This window comes from Kumtagia ephedrae (assembly GCF_003012745.1).
Lineage (GTDB): Bacteria > Pseudomonadota > Alphaproteobacteria > Rhizobiales > Rhizobiaceae > Kumtagia > Kumtagia ephedrae.
The window spans coordinates 34,457-50,037 of record NZ_PXYK01000038.1; the positions used below are offsets into that span (position 1 = coordinate 34,457).

Annotated in this window: 17 protein-coding genes; 10 read left to right on the top strand and 7 right to left on the bottom strand. The window is 61.9% G+C overall.

The genetic code is table 11. The features are described from left to right. Window positions 1-40: 40 nt before the first annotated feature. From C7I84_RS26700 to C7I84_RS26710, 3 genes are read right to left on the bottom strand one after another with little or no spacing between them, the layout of a single operon-like run. On the bottom strand, window positions 41-985 hold the full coding sequence (locus C7I84_RS26700; protein WP_245428623.1) for an alpha/beta fold hydrolase: 945 nt from the start codon (window positions 983-985) through the stop codon (window positions 41-43). After that, window positions 921-2,018 (bottom strand): alkene reductase, encoded by a 1,098-nt coding sequence (locus tag C7I84_RS26705; protein WP_106775264.1) that lies wholly within the window; start codon window positions 2,016-2,018, stop codon window positions 921-923. Before C7I84_RS26705 ends, C7I84_RS26700 begins: the two co-directional genes overlap by 65 nt. Window positions 2,019-2,069: 51 nt before the next feature. Next, window positions 2,070-2,858 (bottom strand): SDR family NAD(P)-dependent oxidoreductase, encoded by a 789-nt coding sequence (locus C7I84_RS26710; protein ID WP_106775265.1) that lies wholly within the window; start codon window positions 2,856-2,858, stop codon window positions 2,070-2,072. On the opposite strand from C7I84_RS26710, the gene C7I84_RS26715 reads away from it, so the two are divergent. Together C7I84_RS26715 and C7I84_RS26720 are read left to right on the top strand one after the other, a co-directional pair. Continuing rightward, the gene (locus tag C7I84_RS26715; RefSeq protein ID WP_342587183.1) at window positions 2,772-3,551 is read left to right on the top strand and encodes a TetR/AcrR family transcriptional regulator; all 780 of its coding nucleotides are present in this window, start codon (window positions 2,772-2,774) and stop codon (window positions 3,549-3,551) included. The genes C7I84_RS26710 and C7I84_RS26715 overlap by 87 nt on opposite strands. Before the next feature lie 116 nt (window positions 3,552-3,667). Then, a complete protein-coding gene (locus C7I84_RS26720) occupies window positions 3,668-4,042 on the top strand; it encodes a VOC family protein (protein WP_106775267.1) in 375 nt (124 codons plus the stop codon). A gap of 48 nt (window positions 4,043-4,090) precedes the next feature. On the opposite strand, the gene C7I84_RS31085 is transcribed toward C7I84_RS26720, so the two are convergent. Both C7I84_RS31085 and C7I84_RS26730 read right to left on the bottom strand, forming a co-directional pair. Next, complete coding sequence (locus C7I84_RS31085) at window positions 4,091-4,636, bottom strand: cupin domain-containing protein (protein ID WP_207771078.1); 546 nt, start codon at window positions 4,634-4,636, stop codon at window positions 4,091-4,093. An 89-nt stretch (window positions 4,637-4,725) separates the two neighbouring features. Next, window positions 4,726-5,316, bottom strand: coding sequence for a uridine kinase family protein (locus tag C7I84_RS26730; RefSeq protein WP_106775268.1), 591 nt, complete (start codon window positions 5,314-5,316; stop codon window positions 4,726-4,728). A gap of 130 nt (window positions 5,317-5,446) precedes the next feature. On the opposite strand from C7I84_RS26730, the gene C7I84_RS31090 reads away from it, so the two are divergent. Both C7I84_RS31090 and C7I84_RS31095 read left to right on the top strand, forming a co-directional pair. Then, a complete protein-coding gene (locus C7I84_RS31090) occupies window positions 5,447-5,656 on the top strand; it encodes an SAM-dependent methyltransferase (RefSeq protein ID WP_245428624.1) in 210 nt (69 codons plus the stop codon). 6 nt (window positions 5,657-5,662) lie between these two features. Then, on the top strand, window positions 5,663-5,908 hold the full coding sequence (locus C7I84_RS31095) for a hypothetical protein (RefSeq protein ID WP_245428625.1): 246 nt from the start codon (window positions 5,663-5,665) through the stop codon (window positions 5,906-5,908). 665 nt (window positions 5,909-6,573) lie between these two features. Here C7I84_RS31095 and C7I84_RS26745 read toward each other — a convergent pair. Next, window positions 6,574-7,476: a LysR family transcriptional regulator gene (locus C7I84_RS26745; protein ID WP_106775269.1), complete on the bottom strand. Its 903-nt coding sequence runs from the start codon at window positions 7,474-7,476 to the stop codon at window positions 6,574-6,576. 141 nt (window positions 7,477-7,617) lie between these two features. Here C7I84_RS26745 and C7I84_RS26750 point away from each other — a divergent pair, with 141 nt between their 5' ends. The 6 genes from C7I84_RS26750 (at window position 7,618) to C7I84_RS26775 (ending at window position 12,544) form a co-directional block, all read left to right on the top strand. Then, window positions 7,618-8,391, top strand: coding sequence for an SDR family oxidoreductase (locus tag C7I84_RS26750; RefSeq protein ID WP_106775270.1), 774 nt, complete (start codon window positions 7,618-7,620; stop codon window positions 8,389-8,391). An 80-nt stretch (window positions 8,392-8,471) separates the two neighbouring features. Next, window positions 8,472-8,741, top strand: coding sequence for a hypothetical protein (locus C7I84_RS26755; RefSeq protein ID WP_106775271.1), 270 nt, complete (start codon window positions 8,472-8,474; stop codon window positions 8,739-8,741). 3 nt (window positions 8,742-8,744) lie between these two features. Continuing rightward, window positions 8,745-10,550 carry a monovalent cation:proton antiporter-2 (CPA2) family protein gene (locus C7I84_RS26760; RefSeq protein ID WP_106775272.1) on the top strand — a complete coding sequence of 602 codons (1,806 nt, stop codon included), beginning with the start codon at window positions 8,745-8,747 and terminating at the stop codon, window positions 10,548-10,550. Beyond that, complete coding sequence (locus tag C7I84_RS26765; protein ID WP_425351406.1) at window positions 10,547-11,122, top strand: DUF924 family protein; 576 nt, start codon at window positions 10,547-10,549, stop codon at window positions 11,120-11,122. The genes C7I84_RS26760 and C7I84_RS26765 overlap by 4 nt, the downstream gene beginning before the upstream one ends. A gap of 20 nt (window positions 11,123-11,142) precedes the next feature. Next, window positions 11,143-11,637: a hypothetical protein gene (locus C7I84_RS26770; RefSeq protein ID WP_106775273.1), complete on the top strand. Its 495-nt coding sequence runs from the start codon at window positions 11,143-11,145 to the stop codon at window positions 11,635-11,637. Between the two features lie 148 nt (window positions 11,638-11,785). Then, a complete protein-coding gene (locus tag C7I84_RS26775) occupies window positions 11,786-12,544 on the top strand; it encodes a type 1 glutamine amidotransferase domain-containing protein (protein ID WP_106775274.1) in 759 nt (252 codons plus the stop codon). Between the two features lie 489 nt (window positions 12,545-13,033). On the opposite strand, the gene C7I84_RS26780 is transcribed toward C7I84_RS26775, so the two are convergent. Next, complete coding sequence (locus C7I84_RS26780) at window positions 13,034-15,358, bottom strand: AAA family ATPase (RefSeq protein ID WP_106775280.1); 2,325 nt, start codon at window positions 15,356-15,358, stop codon at window positions 13,034-13,036. Between the last annotated feature and the right edge of the window lie 223 nt (window positions 15,359-15,581).

Sequence of the window (15,581 nt, forward strand, 5' to 3'; positions counted from 1 at the left end):
CGAGCCGAAGCCCGACACCGCACCTGTCTCCGACCCAGCGTCACGCCTTGTCCAGGAACAGGCCGGTGTGTGCCACGAACAACTCGGGATACTGGAATTGCGATCCGTGTCCGGAATCGGGATAGACGATCAGCTGCGCATTCGGGATGTGCTGCTGGAGGTGGAAGGAATTGATCGTCGGCACCATGATGTCGTCATGGCCGTTGACCACCAGCGTCGGCTGACCGATCTCTTTCAGATAGGCGAAGCGCTCGCCGCGTGGCTGGGTCCATTCTATGATCACTGCCATTTGTGCCTGCATGGCCTCGGGCGAGGACGGCGGATCCTGGTCCTGGCGCGCGTGCCGGCGTTCCCAGAAGGCGCGGCCCGCTGCCTGACTCGCCTCGGATGGCGAGAAGAACAGGAACAGGAAGTCATCGACGGTCGGAACGGGGTTGCCAGCGACCTGGAAGATGCGCGGATCGGGATTCTGGTCGCCGTTGCGCGGTCCTGTGCCGGTCAGAACGAGGGGACGGACCAGTTCAGGATAGCGATGGGCGAAGCTCTGCGCGACGAAGCCGCCGATCGAAAAGCCGAGCACGTCGACGATGGAAAGGCCAAGCGCCTTAACGAAGACCGCGACGTGATCTGCCATGCCGTCGATCGTCGTCGCGTTCTCGCCGGTTGAACTGGCGACACCCGCATAGTTGAACAGGATCACCGGCCGGCTGGCGGCAAGACCGTCGGTGACCAGCGGGTCCCAATGGTCCATCCCGCCCCGGAAATGCTGGAGAAACACAAGCGGCGTGCCGCCTTCGGCGCCGAAGCGGCGATAGGCATAGCGGATGCCGTTCGCCTCGACGAACTGAGTAGGTGCGGTGAGATGGTTGTTGCTCGACATTGCAAAGATCCTTCCTTCGATGGGTTCGACGGCCACCTGTTCAGGCGGCGGTCGCCTCAGCCGAGATGGAGGGATAATCGGTGTAGCCCTCCGCGCCGCCGCCATAGATCGTGGCGGGGTTCATCTGGGCGAGCGGCGCGCCGCTTTTCAGCCGTTCGACCAGATCGGGATTGGCGATGAAGTGGTGGCCAAAGGCGAACAGGTCGGCCTTGCCCTCGCTGAGACGCGACTTGGCCAGCTCAAGATCGTAGCCATTGTTGGCGATGTAGGTGTTGCGGAACCGCTGGCGCAGCGCATCGAAATCGAACGGCGTCGCATCGCGCGGCCCGCCCGTCGCCCCCTCGACGACGTGGATATAGGCGATGCCGAGACCGTCGAGTGCGTCGACGACGTGGTTGAATTGCGGCTGCTCGTCGCTTGACGGCACGATGCCGCTGGCCGGCGATACCGGCGAGAGGCGGACGCCCGTGCGCTGCGCGCCGATCTCGCTCGACACCGCGGCCGTCACTTCGACCAGCAGCCGGGCGCGGTTTTCGATCGAACCGCCATAGGCATCGGTGCGGACATTGGCGGTTTCCCGCAGGAACTGGTCGAGCAGATAGCCGTTCGCGCCATGCACTTCGACCCCGTCGAAGCCGGCCTCGATCGCATGGGCGGCGGCTTTGCGGAAATCCTCGACGATGCCAGGGATTTCCGTCAGTACCAGCGCACGCGGCTCGGACACATTGGCGAAACCATTGTTCACGAACGTCTTGGTCTCGGCGCGGATCGCCGATGGCGCGACCGGAGCCTCCCCGCCGTGAAGATCGACATGGCTCACGCGGCCCACATGCCAGAGCTGGACGAAGATGCGACCGCCCTTGGCATGAACCGCGTCGGTCACCTTGCGCCAGCCGGCAACCTGCTCGGGCGTATAGAGGCCGGGCGTATTCTGGTAGCCTTGGGCCTGCTTCGAGACCTGCGTCGCCTCGGTGATGATGAGCCCGGCGCTCGCCCGCTGCGCGTAATAGTCCGCCGCAAACGGGCTCGGTACGAGGCCGGCGTCGGCGCGGTTGCGCGTCAGCGGCGCCATGACGATGCGGTTTTTAAGCGTGAGGCCGCCGAGGTCGTAGGGGCTGAACAGATCTGTATCGGTCATTGTCGCGGTCTTTCGTTTTGATGATCTAAATTCGCTCGGCTCGAGCGGCCCTCAGGCGCCGACCAGATAGCGTTCGGCCGGCCGGGACTGTCCGAAGCCTGGGATCATGGATTGCCGGGCTGCCTCGAAGGCCTCCCATTGTCCGAGGTCGTGCAGCGGCGGGATGGTGACGGCTTCGCGGCGATCGAAGCCAGCCAGCGCCGCGTCGACCAGATCGTCCACTTCCATCACGGCCGGCAGCGTGTCGACGTCGACCCCGGCGTGGCCCCAGATTTCTGTGCGGGTCGCCGCCGGAAGCACAGCCTGGACATAGACGCCCTGCGGTCCGAGCTGGAGGCTGAGCGCCTGGGACAGATGCAGGACGAAGGCCTTGGTCGCACCATAGACCGGCATGCCGTATTCCGGCGCCAGGCCGACCGCTGAACCAATGTTCACGATCGCGCCTTCGCCCGCTGACGCAAGGCGCGGTGCTATGGCGTGGGCAAGCCGCACCAGGGCGGTCGTGTTGAGCGCCACAAGCCGGTCGATGTCCTCCACGGCGTGCTCGATGAAGGTTCCCGCGAGGCTCGTTCCGGCATTGTTGATGAGGATTCCGATCCGCGCATCCTCGCCCAGCCGCGCCTCGACCGTTGCACGCTCCTGCGGATTCACGAGGTCCGCCGCGATGATGTCGATCCCGACGCCTGTCTCGCTTCGCAGCCGTTCCGCCCCCGTCTCCATTCGCGCGGTGTTTCGGGCAACGAGCACGAGGTCATGGCCGCGCCGTGCGAAGCGCTCGGCATAGGCCGCGCCCATGCCGGTCGAGGCGCCGGTAATGAGGACGGATGGTTTGACGGTCATGGTATTGCCCTTTCGCCGCATCAAAACTATATTCATGATGAATATCATCAATGCCCCAAATATGATAGCCATCATCAAAATGTCAATGCCGAACGGAGGCCACCTGCAATGAAAGTCAGCCAGGAGCAGAAGGCGCAGAACCGCAGTCGCATCCTGACCGAGGCAGGACGCCTGTTCCGTGAGAAGGGTTTTGATGCAGTGAGCGTTGCCGAAGTGATGAAGGCCGCCGGTATGACCCATGGCGGCTTCTACGGGCATTTTCAGTCAAAGGACGATCTCGTCGCCCAGACCATCTCTCATGCCGTAGGCAGCCAATCAGGGATCGACGATCTCGGCGCCTGGATCGACGCCTATCTCTCGGAGCCCCACCGTGAGCATCCGGATCTGGGTTGCCCGATGGCCGCCCTGGCCGGGTTCATGCGGCAACAGGCTCCCGAGGCACGCGCGTCCATGGCACAGGTTCTCGCCGCGCAGATTGCCACTCTTACCGACGTCATGCCTGGAGAGGATTCTGCAAAACGCCGCAGAGCAGCAATCGGCAGTTGGTCGGCGATGGTCGGCGCGCTCATCCTCGCCCGGTCGATTGATGCCCCCGCGCTGTCGGGCGAACTCTTGTCTGAGACACGGGCCTGGATCGACGAAAGAAAGGCGCCGGACCAGCCTACGCCAGCGCAGAAACGCCGCGCGGCATGATCGTATCCTTGGCCTAGACGGCCGGCCAGCTAGCGGGCCTCAGGAAGGCCATATACCGCCGACAATTCGTCTTCGCGTTCGATTATCTCGCGCCGGAGCTCTTTGGAGATAAGAATATGTTCACGCACGTCATGATCGGTAGCAACGACCTGGAGCGGGCCAGAGCTTTCTACGATGCAACATTCGCCGCGCTAGGAGGTGAGCCGGGCGAGATGGATGCCAGAGGCAGGCTGATCTATGTCCACAAGGGCGGTCGGCTAATGATCACGAAGCCGATCGACGGCAATCCAGCGACGGCGGCCAACGGTGGGACTATCGGTATCGTCGCGGCGAGCCGTGACCATGTTCTCGCGTGGCATGAGGCCGGCACCACGCATGGTGGGACGGCGATTGAGAGCCCACCCAGCGAGCGCCCGAACGGAGCCTTCGTCGCCTACCTTCGCGATCCGGACGGAAACAAGCTCACCGCCCGCTCTCAGCCGACGAAGTAACACAACCGGCAACAGCCACTCCGAAGATCATCCCTTTTCGGAAATCCGTCAGCAACCAGACGGTTCAATCCCGACCTCTCCTTCGAATCGATCCGGTGCGAGGAAGCGTACCTCCCGGCAGTCCAGACGGGCTGATTTTACCCCTTTGATAACGGTCTGGAGCCTGACGTTCGCTGAGGCGACGGCACACGATGACCCGTACGTAGCTGATGAGTCCCGGGGGTTGGTGCCCGCGCCTGAGGGCGGCGATGATCTTGTCTGGATCGGCGATCCAAGTGGTCGGGATAGGTAATCGCGTCGACAGGCGCGCGTGTTCACGACAAGACCCCGGCTGGGACGATCGCTACAATCGCGCAGGTGATGGCCGACCGCCCCTCCGGCCTTGAAGGCGGAGGTGTCGCCGGCGCGCAAAACCGTTTTGGTTACGCTCTCGACCAGCGTGGTCACACCTTCCAGCACATAGATCAGTTCGTCCTGGGCGCTATGCCAATGCTTGAGCGAGTACTGCGCCCCCGCGCCAGAACCTCGATCAGCGCTCCGAACTGTGTTGGCCCAGCCGCTTCGCTGATCCAGTATGTGCGGGCCAGCCGGCACATATCATCCGGGGCGCGATCTTCGGGAATGAACTCCAGTGGCGTGAGGGCGGCGCGCCGGCGGCTTCCTTTAAGCGGCTTGAGCGACAATCATGCAGGAAACTCGGCGACCGCATCGAAGGCCGCGGGCGGCATGATGCTTCGGAAATAGACATCCTCCGCCTGATGCCATTGCCGTTCCCAAGGACCGATGATCCGCTCGCGCGCCATGAGGCGAGCCATCCGCACGTCGTCCGGCGCCACCAGCATCACGCGCAGATCGATCAGATCGGCCAATTCCGGGCGCGCGGCGTAAACGCCTTCGAGAATGACGATCCGCTTCGGCACCAGCCTGGTCGTCTGGTCTCGCAGGCGTCCGTCGAAGGTCTCCCAGTCGAAGGCTCTCCAGATCGCCTCGCGCCCGGCCCGCAAGGCTTCCAGTGCCGGCCGCTGCCGTGTCCAGTCGATACAGGCTTCGGCACGCGCCTCCGGGCTGTCTACACGAAGTTTGGTGCCGCCCGCATAAAAGTCATCCCCCTCGATGAGGACTGCGTCGAACATCTCCGCCAGCGTCTTGGCCAGCGTCGACTTACCCGCGCCGCTGCGCCCGTCGAGAGCAATGATGAAGGGCCGAATCATCCCTTTCATACGCGCGGCGACCAGGGTCGCAAGTTCGGTCGGATCGTTCAGCATATGCGGCATTCAGCGCTCCGTTTGCCGACAGTCTCAAAGCCCTGGCAGGCATAGGTGTTACATTTCGCGGCGAAGGCCCGCCCAGCGGAATCGGTTTGCTCATGTCGATCAGCACGCCGTTCGGATCCTGTAGGATGAAATGCCGCTGGCCGACTCCACATTTGAGGCAAAACCGGACATGGCCAAGCTATCGCCGCGACTGAACGATATACTGAATTCTCTGCCGCTTGCCGCTGGGATGCGGGTTCTGGAGGTGGGCTGCGGGCCCGGTGTGCTTGCCAGGGCGATGGCGTCACGCATTGGCGAGGGGCATGTCTTCGGCATCGATCGGTCCGCCCGGGCCATCTAGCAGGCCTTGACGGGATCGGAAGCGGAGATCGCAGCGGGCCGGCTATCGTTCCGGCACGTGGCGGCCGAGGACTTCGCCCGCTCGACCGGCGAGTTGCCGTTCGACCTCATCGTCGCGGCCCGCGTCGACGCGCTCGATGGCCGCCACCCGCAGACCGGCGCACGTGCGCGGCCGCGCCTCATTGCGGCGTTATCGCCGACGGGCCGCATCTTCATCGACGGATCGGAGATCGAGCTGGGGCGGCAGAAGTAAGAAGTAGCCTTCACCGCGGTATAGCCAATGTGGCGGATGATTTCATGGAGGTAAGCCAAGGCCATCGGGCGGCCTACAAGAATGAACAATACGGGCGTGGAGAGAAAAGCCATGTCCTATTTTGATTGCTATCTCATTCCGGTTCCGACCAGCCAAGCTGGATGCCTACAAGCTGTTCTCGGAGCGGTTCGCCAATGCCCATCGCGAATACTTGGCGATTCGGGTGATGCCGAGGGCGCTCAAGCCGAGGTTTAGGGCGCCGAGCTCCGCAATTTCGACGCAGCGAGTATGCCGGTCGGGCGGACTTTGGGATTTGTCACATGACAGTTCCGACTAATAACTTGTTTAAATTGCCTAGCTCATATCCGTCCAGTCATAGGCACGCCGATCCCGTCCGATTGATGACCGCACTCCATGCTGCGCTACGGCTTATCGGTGCTCCGCTCTCGGATGCTACTCCAGCGCGACGGTGAACATTGACCTCGATACCGGTTCGATTTTGACCAAGCTCGGCATTAGAGGGCGATGGCGTAGACATAGTGCTCATCGTCACCTCGCACGGCCCGCCCATTGCTGATTCGATATTTCTAAGAGCCGCTTACCTGCCAAACGCCCTCTATTGCCGCACAAATGTTATCAACATCGATCGGACTGCGGCAGGCCGCCTATTTCAAGAGCTGCCGTTTGAGCAGCGCCTCAAGCCAATCGGCGAAGACCTGTAGTCGTCGCGAGAGATGCTGCCTGTGCGGATAGAGCAATGTCATGGGCATGGGTTCCGCGCGGTGATCCGGCATGACCTCAACTAGTTCTCCCGCTTCCAGATGGGCGCGAACGTCATAAGCTGGGATCTGGATCAAGCCGAGGCCAGCCAGACAACAGGCGATATAGGCCTCGGCGCTGTTGACGGTGACGCGCCCACGCAACGGCAGTGAGCGCAGCGCGCCATGCTCTACCCATTCCCAATCTTCGACCCTGCCGTTGGAGGGCGAAGCATAGTTGACAGCCCAATGGTCGCCGAGATCGTCAGGGCTTTCGGGATTGCCATGGCGCTTCAGATAGGCGCGGCTGGCGACATTGATGAGCGGCAGCCTACCGATCGGCCTTGCGATCAGTCCCGAATCGTCGAGCGGCCCCACGCGCAGCACGCAATCGACGCTGTCCTCGACCAGGTTCACCGCGCGATCGGTGACGCCAAGGTCGATATCGATCTGCGGATAGAGATCGAGAAATTCCGGCAGCGCCGGCGCGATGATGAGACGTCCGATGCGACCCGGGACATCGATCCGAATCTTGCCCGAGGGCTGCGCCGCCGTCTGCCGGAAGAGGTTTTCCGTATCCTCGACGTCGGCGATGACCCGCAGGCAGCGATCGTAGAAGGCCGTGCCGTCCTGCGTCGGCGAGACCTTGCGGGTGGTGCGATGAAGCAGGCGCGCGCCGACGCGGCCCTCCAACTCCTGCACGGCCGCCGACACCGATGAGCGCGGGAGGCCAAGTGTGTCGGCAGCGCGAGTGAAACTCGAACATTCGACGACGCGGGTGAAGACGCGGAATAGGTCGATACGATCCAATGTGAGAGCGGCCCTTCATTGTGCCGATATTCTGACAGGTGATGTCAGAATGACCATCTTTATCAGTCAATCCTAGACGATATGCTTCCCCAACGAAAGCGACCGCCGGTGTGGTCGCCGTACTTCCGAAGGAGGCCACCCATGACCGACCACAGCATCAAAGGCAAAACCGTCATCATCGCCGGCGGCGCAAAGAACCTCGGCGGGCTGATCGCGCGCGATCTCGCCGCCCACGGCGCCAAGGCGATCGCCATCCACTACAATAGCGCGTCCACCAAGGCCGATGCCGACGCGACCGTCGCCGCCGTCAAGGCCGCCGGCTCGGAGGCCGTCGCCTTCCAGGCTGACCTCACCACGGCGGGCGCGATGGAGAAGCTCTTCGCCGATGCGGTCGCCGCCATCGGCAAGCCGGACATCGCCATCAACACCGTCGGTAAGGTGTTGAAGAAGCCAATCGTCGAAATATCGGAAGCGGAATACGACGAGATGACAGCGGTGAATTCCAAGACCGCTTTCTTCTTCCTCAAGGAAGCCGGCAAGCATCTCAACGACAACGGCAAGGTCTGCACGCTGGTCACGTCGCTGCTCGGCGCCTACACGCCCTTTTACGCCGCCTATGCCGGCACCAAGGCGCCGGTCGAGCATTTCACGCGGGCAGCGTCCAAGGAGTTCGGCGAGCGCGGCATCTCGGTGACGGCGATCGGCCCCGGCCCGATGGACACCCCTTTCTTCTATCCGGCCGAGGGGGAAGATGCGGTCGCCTATCACAAGACCGCGGCGGCGCTGTCCAACTTCTCCAAGACCGGCCTGACTGACATCGGGGACATCGTGCCCTATATCCGCTTCATGGTCTCGGAGGGCTGGTGGATGACCGGCCAGACCATTCTCGTCAATGGCGGTTACACGACCAAGTAGGATCTCGGGCAAGTCAGTTCGGGGCGGCCTGTCCATAAAGCCAGGCCGCTCTTTTGCCATCACGAGGGGAAGGACCACACATGCACATGCTGCTTGTCATCACCGGAGGCGTCCTTCTGCTCGGCGTGTTCGCCCTGTTCGGGAAGCTCTGGGGCGGAGATGTCGCCGGGGTCGCTGCGGCGGCGAAAGTGTTCGTGCCTGTCTGGCTAGTCGTGGCGCTCGTCAACATGTGGGTCGGCGTCAACAAGGCTGGCTACACCGTGGCGCAGGAACTGCCGATCCTCCTCGTCGTCTTCGCCGTACCGGCTGTCATCGCCGCGCTCGTCGCCTGGCAATTGGCGAGGGGCTGACCGATGGCCGCCGATGCTGTTTCGCATGCCGCTGAGGCCGCCTCACATGGCGGCTTCGATCTCATTCCGGTCGTCGTGTTGCTCGGCGCGGCGGTCGTCGCTGTGCCGCTGTTCAAGCGGCTCGGCCTCGGTTCCGTGCTCGGTTATCTTGCCGCGGGATTAGTGATCGGACCGTTCGGCGTCGGCCTGTTCTCCGATACGCAATCAATCCTGCACGTCGCCGAGCTCGGCGTCGTCATGTTCCTGTTCATCATCGGGCTGGAGATGCAGCCCTCGCGGCTGTGGTCGATGCGGGGCGAGATCTTCGGTCTTGGCCTTCTCCAGGTCGCGTTGTGCATCGGGCTGCTCACCTGTGTCGGCCTGACGCTCGGCTATTCGGTGCCTCAGAGCTTCGTCGCGGGCACGGGCTTCGTGCTGACCTCGACTGCTATCGTCATGCAGATGCTCGAGGAGCGCCGTGCGATGGGGCTGCCGAAAGGCCGGCGGATCGTCGCGATCCTGCTGCTCGAGGACCTGGCCATCGTGCCGCTGCTGGCGCTTGTCGCCTTTCTGGCACCCGGCGGCGAAAACGCCACGCTCACCAGTCGGCTGACTGGCGTCGCCATCGGCCTCGCGTCGATCCTTGGCTTGATCGTCGCCGGCCGCTATCTGCTCGACCCGCTGTTTCGTATTCTCGGCAAGGCCAGGGCGCGCGAGGTGATGACGGCAGCGGCGCTCTTCGTCGTGCTCGGCGCTGCGCTCGCCATGCAACTGGGCGGCCTGTCGATGGCGATGGGGGCCTTCCTAGCCGGCGTGCTGCTGTCGGAATCTTCCTTCCGCCACCAGCTCGAGGCCGATGTCGAGCCGTTCCGCGGCATCCTGCTCGGCCTGTTCTTCCTGGGCGTCGGCATGTCGCTCGATCTTGCGGTGATCGCCGCCAACTGGCGCCTCATCCTCGTCGCCGTCATCGCCTACATGGTGCTGAAGACCATTGGCATCTATGCGGTCGCCCGCCTGTTCCGGGCTGGCAACCGGGAAGCGATCGAACGCGCCGTGCTGATGGCGCAGGGCGGCGAATTCGCCTTCGTGCTCTATGCTGCGGCCGCATCGGTCGGCATCATCGACGGCGAGGCCAACGCCATCCTGACGGCGACCATCATCGTCTCGATGGCGGTCACCCCGCTGATGATCATCCTGCACGACCGGTTGATACCCAAGCCCGCTCCATCGATGGATGGGGTCGAGGCCGCCGAAGGCTTATCAGCCGGCGTGCTCCTGATCGGTTTCGGTCGCTTCGGCCAGATCGTCAGTCAGCCTCTGTTGGCGAATGGTTGCTCAATCTCCATCATCGAGACCGACACGGACGCCATCCGCAATGCGCAGGATTTCGGGTTCAAGGTTTATTTTGGCGACGGCGCGCGCCTCGACATCCTTCATGCCGCCGGCGCCCATGACGCCCGCCTTGTCGTCATCGCGGTCAATGACCGCGAGGCGAGTCTGAAGATCGCGGAGCTGGTCAAGGCAGAGTTCCCGCTGGTGCCGGTTCTGGCGCGCTCCTTCGATCGCGAGCATGCCATCGAACTGATCCATGCAGGCGTCGACTATCAGATCCGTGAGACCTTCGAATCGGCGCTGGCACTCGGCCAGAAGGCGCTTGAAATGATGGATGTGGACGAGGAGGAACGCGTGCGCGTGATGGAGGACGTTCGCCAACGCGATTCCGAGCGCTTCGCCCTTGAGACCGCCGACGGCATCTATGCCGGCCGCGACCTGATCCATGGCAATGCTCCAGGCAAGGGCCAGCCTACGGAGCGGGAGGCTTCATCATGATCGCCGCGCTCAGGATGCGCCCCCGAGGAGACGAGGAGCTGATTTCGGAGGTCGTCGGCTTCTGGAAGGACGCCGGGGCGCAAGGTCGGTGGTTCGACAAGGATGAGGGTTTCGATCGCATCTTCCGGGACCGCTACTTCGATCTTCACATGGCGGTCGCGGCGCGGCGACATGACGGCTGGATCGAAAACCCGAAAGGCGCGCTCGCCTTGCTGATCCTGACCGACCAGTTCCCGCGCAATGCGTTTCGCGGGACAGCGCACATGTATGCGACCGACCCATTGGCGCGGCACTACGCCCGTCTGGCGCTCGATGCCGGGCACATGGAGCAGGTCGAGCCGGATCTGCGGCTGTTCTTCTGCCTACCCTTCGCGCATTCGGAAGATATCGCCGACCAGGACCTATCGGTGAAACTCAATGCTCGATTGGGGCAGCCATGGCTCGATCACGCTGAAGGCCACTGCGACATCATCCGCCTTTTTGGACGCTTTCCGCACCGCAATTTCATGCTGGGCCGCGCCACAACTGCGCTGGAAGCAGAGTTTCTCGAAGCGGGCGGCTTTCAGGGATAGGGATCAAGAGAGGAAAGTCCATGACAAAATCCAGAAGCAGAACTTTGACCGGCATACTCGTCGCAGCTCCCGTTGGCTTGCTGTTGGCCTTCGGCGCCGCCGCGAAATCAAAAGTCGACCCCATGCCGACCGACAATGTGCGGTCCTACTCCGCGCTGTCCAATGGCACGTCTTCGACCTTGGGGACGACGATGAAGCTCAGTCGCACCTCGGCGAGTTTCTCGAAGCTTAAAGGGGAACTGACGCTCCAGTATTCTGACGTCTGGAACAACGGGAACGACACGGACTACGGCGGAAACGTATACAAGGTCCTCAACGCCGACGCGTTCTTCTCGCAGAACAAGGGAAAGAACGGTTTTTGCGACGAACCGGTGCGATGGCTCACCGTCATGGATATGAGCAATCAGCTCGGTGATGGGGCTGTTCGCATCGGAATGCTCAGCATCGACGACTGGCGCAAATACAGTCCGGACGCCTTGGGCGCGTGCAGTGCCGACACGTTCACGCTGAAATAGCATCGCTGACAAATAGCTTTCGGGGGCATGCCGAGGCCATCGCAGCCTCGTGCGACGCTTATGGGCGCTTCCCGCGCGCCGCAACCATGACCACGGCAAGGCGCTCTCCGGCCATCCTGCAAAACGAAACAAGAAAAGGCCCTTTCAAATGCCAGCATCAGACCTGAAAATCGATACCCGCATCGGCGTTAAGCGCAAGCCACGCCGCATCCTGTCGATTGTTTCCAACACGACGGAGCTCAAGGGCTTTCCGGTCGGCTTCTTCGCCGAGGAAATGACGCGCGCCTTCCTGATGTTCACCGAGGCTGGACATCAGGTCGATCTCGCCTCGCCGAAGGGCGGCGAGGTGATGTTCGACACCCACAGCGATCCACGCACGCCGGACGGCGCCTATGCCGACGATCTGATCAGCCTGGGCTTCGTCCATCATGCGAAGTTTGGGGCGATGCTGAAGAACACCCTGCCGATCAGCGCCGTGTCGGTGGACGAGTATGACGCGGTGTGGGTGGCGGGCGGCGGCGGTCCGCTGCTGACCTTCAAGGATGATATAGCGCTGCATGAGCTGATCGCGTCCTTCTATGAGAAGGGCAAGATCGTCACGCTGATCTGCCACGGGTCCGGTCTTCTATTGTGGACGCGCCTGTCCAACGGAAAGCTGCTCGCTGACGGCAAGAAATGGACCGGCTTCACCGACGAGGAGGAAGAGCAGGTCAACGCCGCCTTCGGCATGACGCTCAACGACTACACCATCCAGAGCGAGGCCGCTGGCATCAAGGGCACCAGCTTCCTGTGCCGTGGCGCCAATGAACCGTTTGCCATTCGCGACGGGCGTCTCATCACCGGCCAGCAGCAGTACAGCAGCGCGCTTACGGCGGAACTCGTGCTGGAGGCACTCGACGAATATTGATGATTACACGAGCGGCGAATTGGTGTCGGCGCCTGGATCCGCCCCGTTCACACATTTAGCTACCTCAGACAGCGTGCTGATGGGGCGATGCCACATAGATTTCCGACGTCAGGGACAGCCAAATGCGTAGTTCGACCGTAAGCGATTCGAACTTTTTCACCGCCGAACGCCGTCGTTTCTACGCCATCTCGCGCACCGACTGTCCTTCATTCTATGCATAGGCGTACGTTCGGCGGCTACAGCGTATTGTGGAGGGCAATCGACGGTATTTGGCGCGCCGCACCGGGCGATGATGATAACTTTGTCTACGCCATAGCCCTCTAAATTCGAACCCGTAGCCCGACGAGAAGCCCTTGAGATCGCAGTAGGTTTCGAGACGATTGCCGCAATCCTTCTGTACCTATAATCGCGTGACGTCGTATCGGACTCCAGAACAAAGACCCCTTGAAGACGCGCTCTTCCCTCAGGCGTTTCCGAATGCGGAAATGCCTAACAGCGCGCTTCAGGCGTCTCCGCGGTGGCTATTGATCCTTCTATGCCAGAGTGAATCGCGGCAGCTTCCGTCACGAGCTCGACGGCAACCGCAGCAGCTTCCTCGTTGGGGACGGGCGCGGCTTCCTCCGGTCCCATCATCATCTCGTAGTGCGCACCATGGTTGGTCGACTCGAAGATCAGCTTGAAGACTGCAAGGTAGCGGCCTACGGTCGTATCATCGGCTGCAACATACAGGTCGTCCGCGAAGTAATGCGATCCGTCGTTGATCCACGAAAACAGCGACGCGCAGATCTGCTGGTCGCGTCCTTCGAATTTCGCGATGACGGCATCCTTGTCCATATTGCCGAGGATGGTGAAGTAGTGCTCCAGGATCCGCCGCAGGACATTCTGGATCGTCAGGTTTGATCGGTTCGGATTCCTGACCTCGGCCCAGAGCAGTTCATATGAGGTGCGGATCGGATTCCTCTGGTGGCCTTCGACGATCGTGGCCGCTCCGGCTTTACGAACGACCCAGAACGTCTCGTGCGTACGGCGTTCTCCTTGCTGCCGCTTCGGGTCGAAGGACACTTCCTTGTGGAAGTAGATGTTGTGGGTCAGCACAAAGACTTGCTTCACGCGTCCGTTGCCGTCCACCGCTTCAGCCAGGACGCGCTTGATGAGCGCGCTGACGATGAAGAGCACGTCGCTGTCGAGGCTCGACACGGGATCGTCGAAGACGACGATGCGATCGGCGTTCACGCCGCTTGCGGACGTACTGCCCCGGATCAGATGATAGAAGTACAGGAAGGTGATGAAGCTGCGTTCCCCTTCGCTGAGCGTCTCCCGGGCGTCACTCCCGTCGCCGCGGACAATAGCGTAGAACTGCTGCTTATCGCCGGCTGTCGCGAGCCTGAAGCTGGTGAAGCCAAATGACGCGAGGGTCGCGTTGATTTCGGTGACCGTGGGCTGGACGCTGGTGACCTGCTTTTCAAGGTCGGCCAATGCTGCCCGAGCGGCGGTCAGGGCCTGTGTCTTGGTCTCGATCCCGGTCGATATCCCCGTGATGGCCTTGTCGAGATTGCTCTTGGCAGTCGTGTATTGCCCAATGACGTCCTTCTTCTCGTCGGTCAGGCATTTCCAGATCTCGGAGCTGAGCGTCTTGCGCTCGGCGGCGAGATTATCGACCAGGGCATTGTGTTTCGCGATCTCGCTGTTCGCCTGTTCGATGATGGTGGCCACCGCGGCCAAAGGCTCGGCGAGCGGCTCCAGCTTTACCGGTGTGCTGGGCTCCTTCCGCTTCCGTTCTATATGACCCTTGTTGAGGGTGATGAGCGAGCGCAGTCGATCGCAGAGGGGGCGCAGCTTCTCCACGTCGATATGCGGACTCCCGGATGCGAGAACGGCATCGATCGTGGCCAGGATTGCGTCGGCGAAAGTGCGATAGGCTTCTTCGGTGCCCGCGATCACCGCGATGTCGGCGAGGTACGTTTCGTCGAAGAAGGCGTTCAGCTTGGCCAGAAGCTCCTCGTCGAGCGGCTTCTGGCAGAACGGACATGGCGTGCCCGGTCCTTCCACGTATCGCAGTCCCTGGCGCACCCAATCGCTGTTGCCGAGGCGGCGAACGAGCGCTCCGATATCTATGTCCTCTTTGCCGACAACCTTCTTGGCGAGTACGGGCTCCTGCTCGATACCGAGCAAGTCCTCTGCGGCAATCGTTGGCACGGTCGCCAGTCGAGCGACCCCTTCGGCGAATACGGTTCGGGCGCGGGCCTTCAGATCGTCGACTGGGTGAACAGCCGCTTGATTGCCGTATGTCTCCTCGAGCACCTTGTCGCAGAATCTCGTGCGCGAATTACGCAAACCTGTGAATGCGCCCTGGAAATGGGGATCATGCGTGGTCTTGATCTTCCAGCATTGCTCTTCGAATGCATTGCGCAAGTCGCGAAGTTCGGCCCGCTTGCCGCTTGAGTGATCCTCGGCGCCGAGGGTTGTTTTCAGTGTGCCAATCTGGATTTCGATCTCTGCGACCTTGGCGCGGGCTGCCTCGATCTTCTCCAGCGTGTCGGTCTGGACTTCCCCCAGAGTGAAGATACCGCGCAATTGCGGAGTGAAGTTTCGGTCAACGAAATCGCTGTTGTAGACGAGTGTCTCAAGGGGGCGAGCACCGCGCCAGTTCACGGCACAGGACGGATGTTCTGTTGGATCAGCGATGACCCGAGAGATCGTCGTCTTGCCTGATCCGTTCGTTCCGAACAGAAAGTTGATCTGGCGAAGACCGTCAAGATGCTGCGGTTGCTCCCCATAATTCGCCACTTTGGCAATGCTGACGTCTTCAAGCATCATGCCCCCAGATGGCGACATTGTTGTTTACTTATCGCCAAGCCCAAGGGTGATTGAGCGTCAATGAAGCAGAAAAATCAATCGCCTTCTGGCGACTGGACACCTCGAACTACCGGCATTCGCGGCGTGTTTTGTCTCGCTGAGGTGTGGCGCGGCCCGATGAGCGGCGATCGCGTCGGGTTTGGTCGATGAGATTGCTGCTGGACGCCGATTTCGGCGTCGC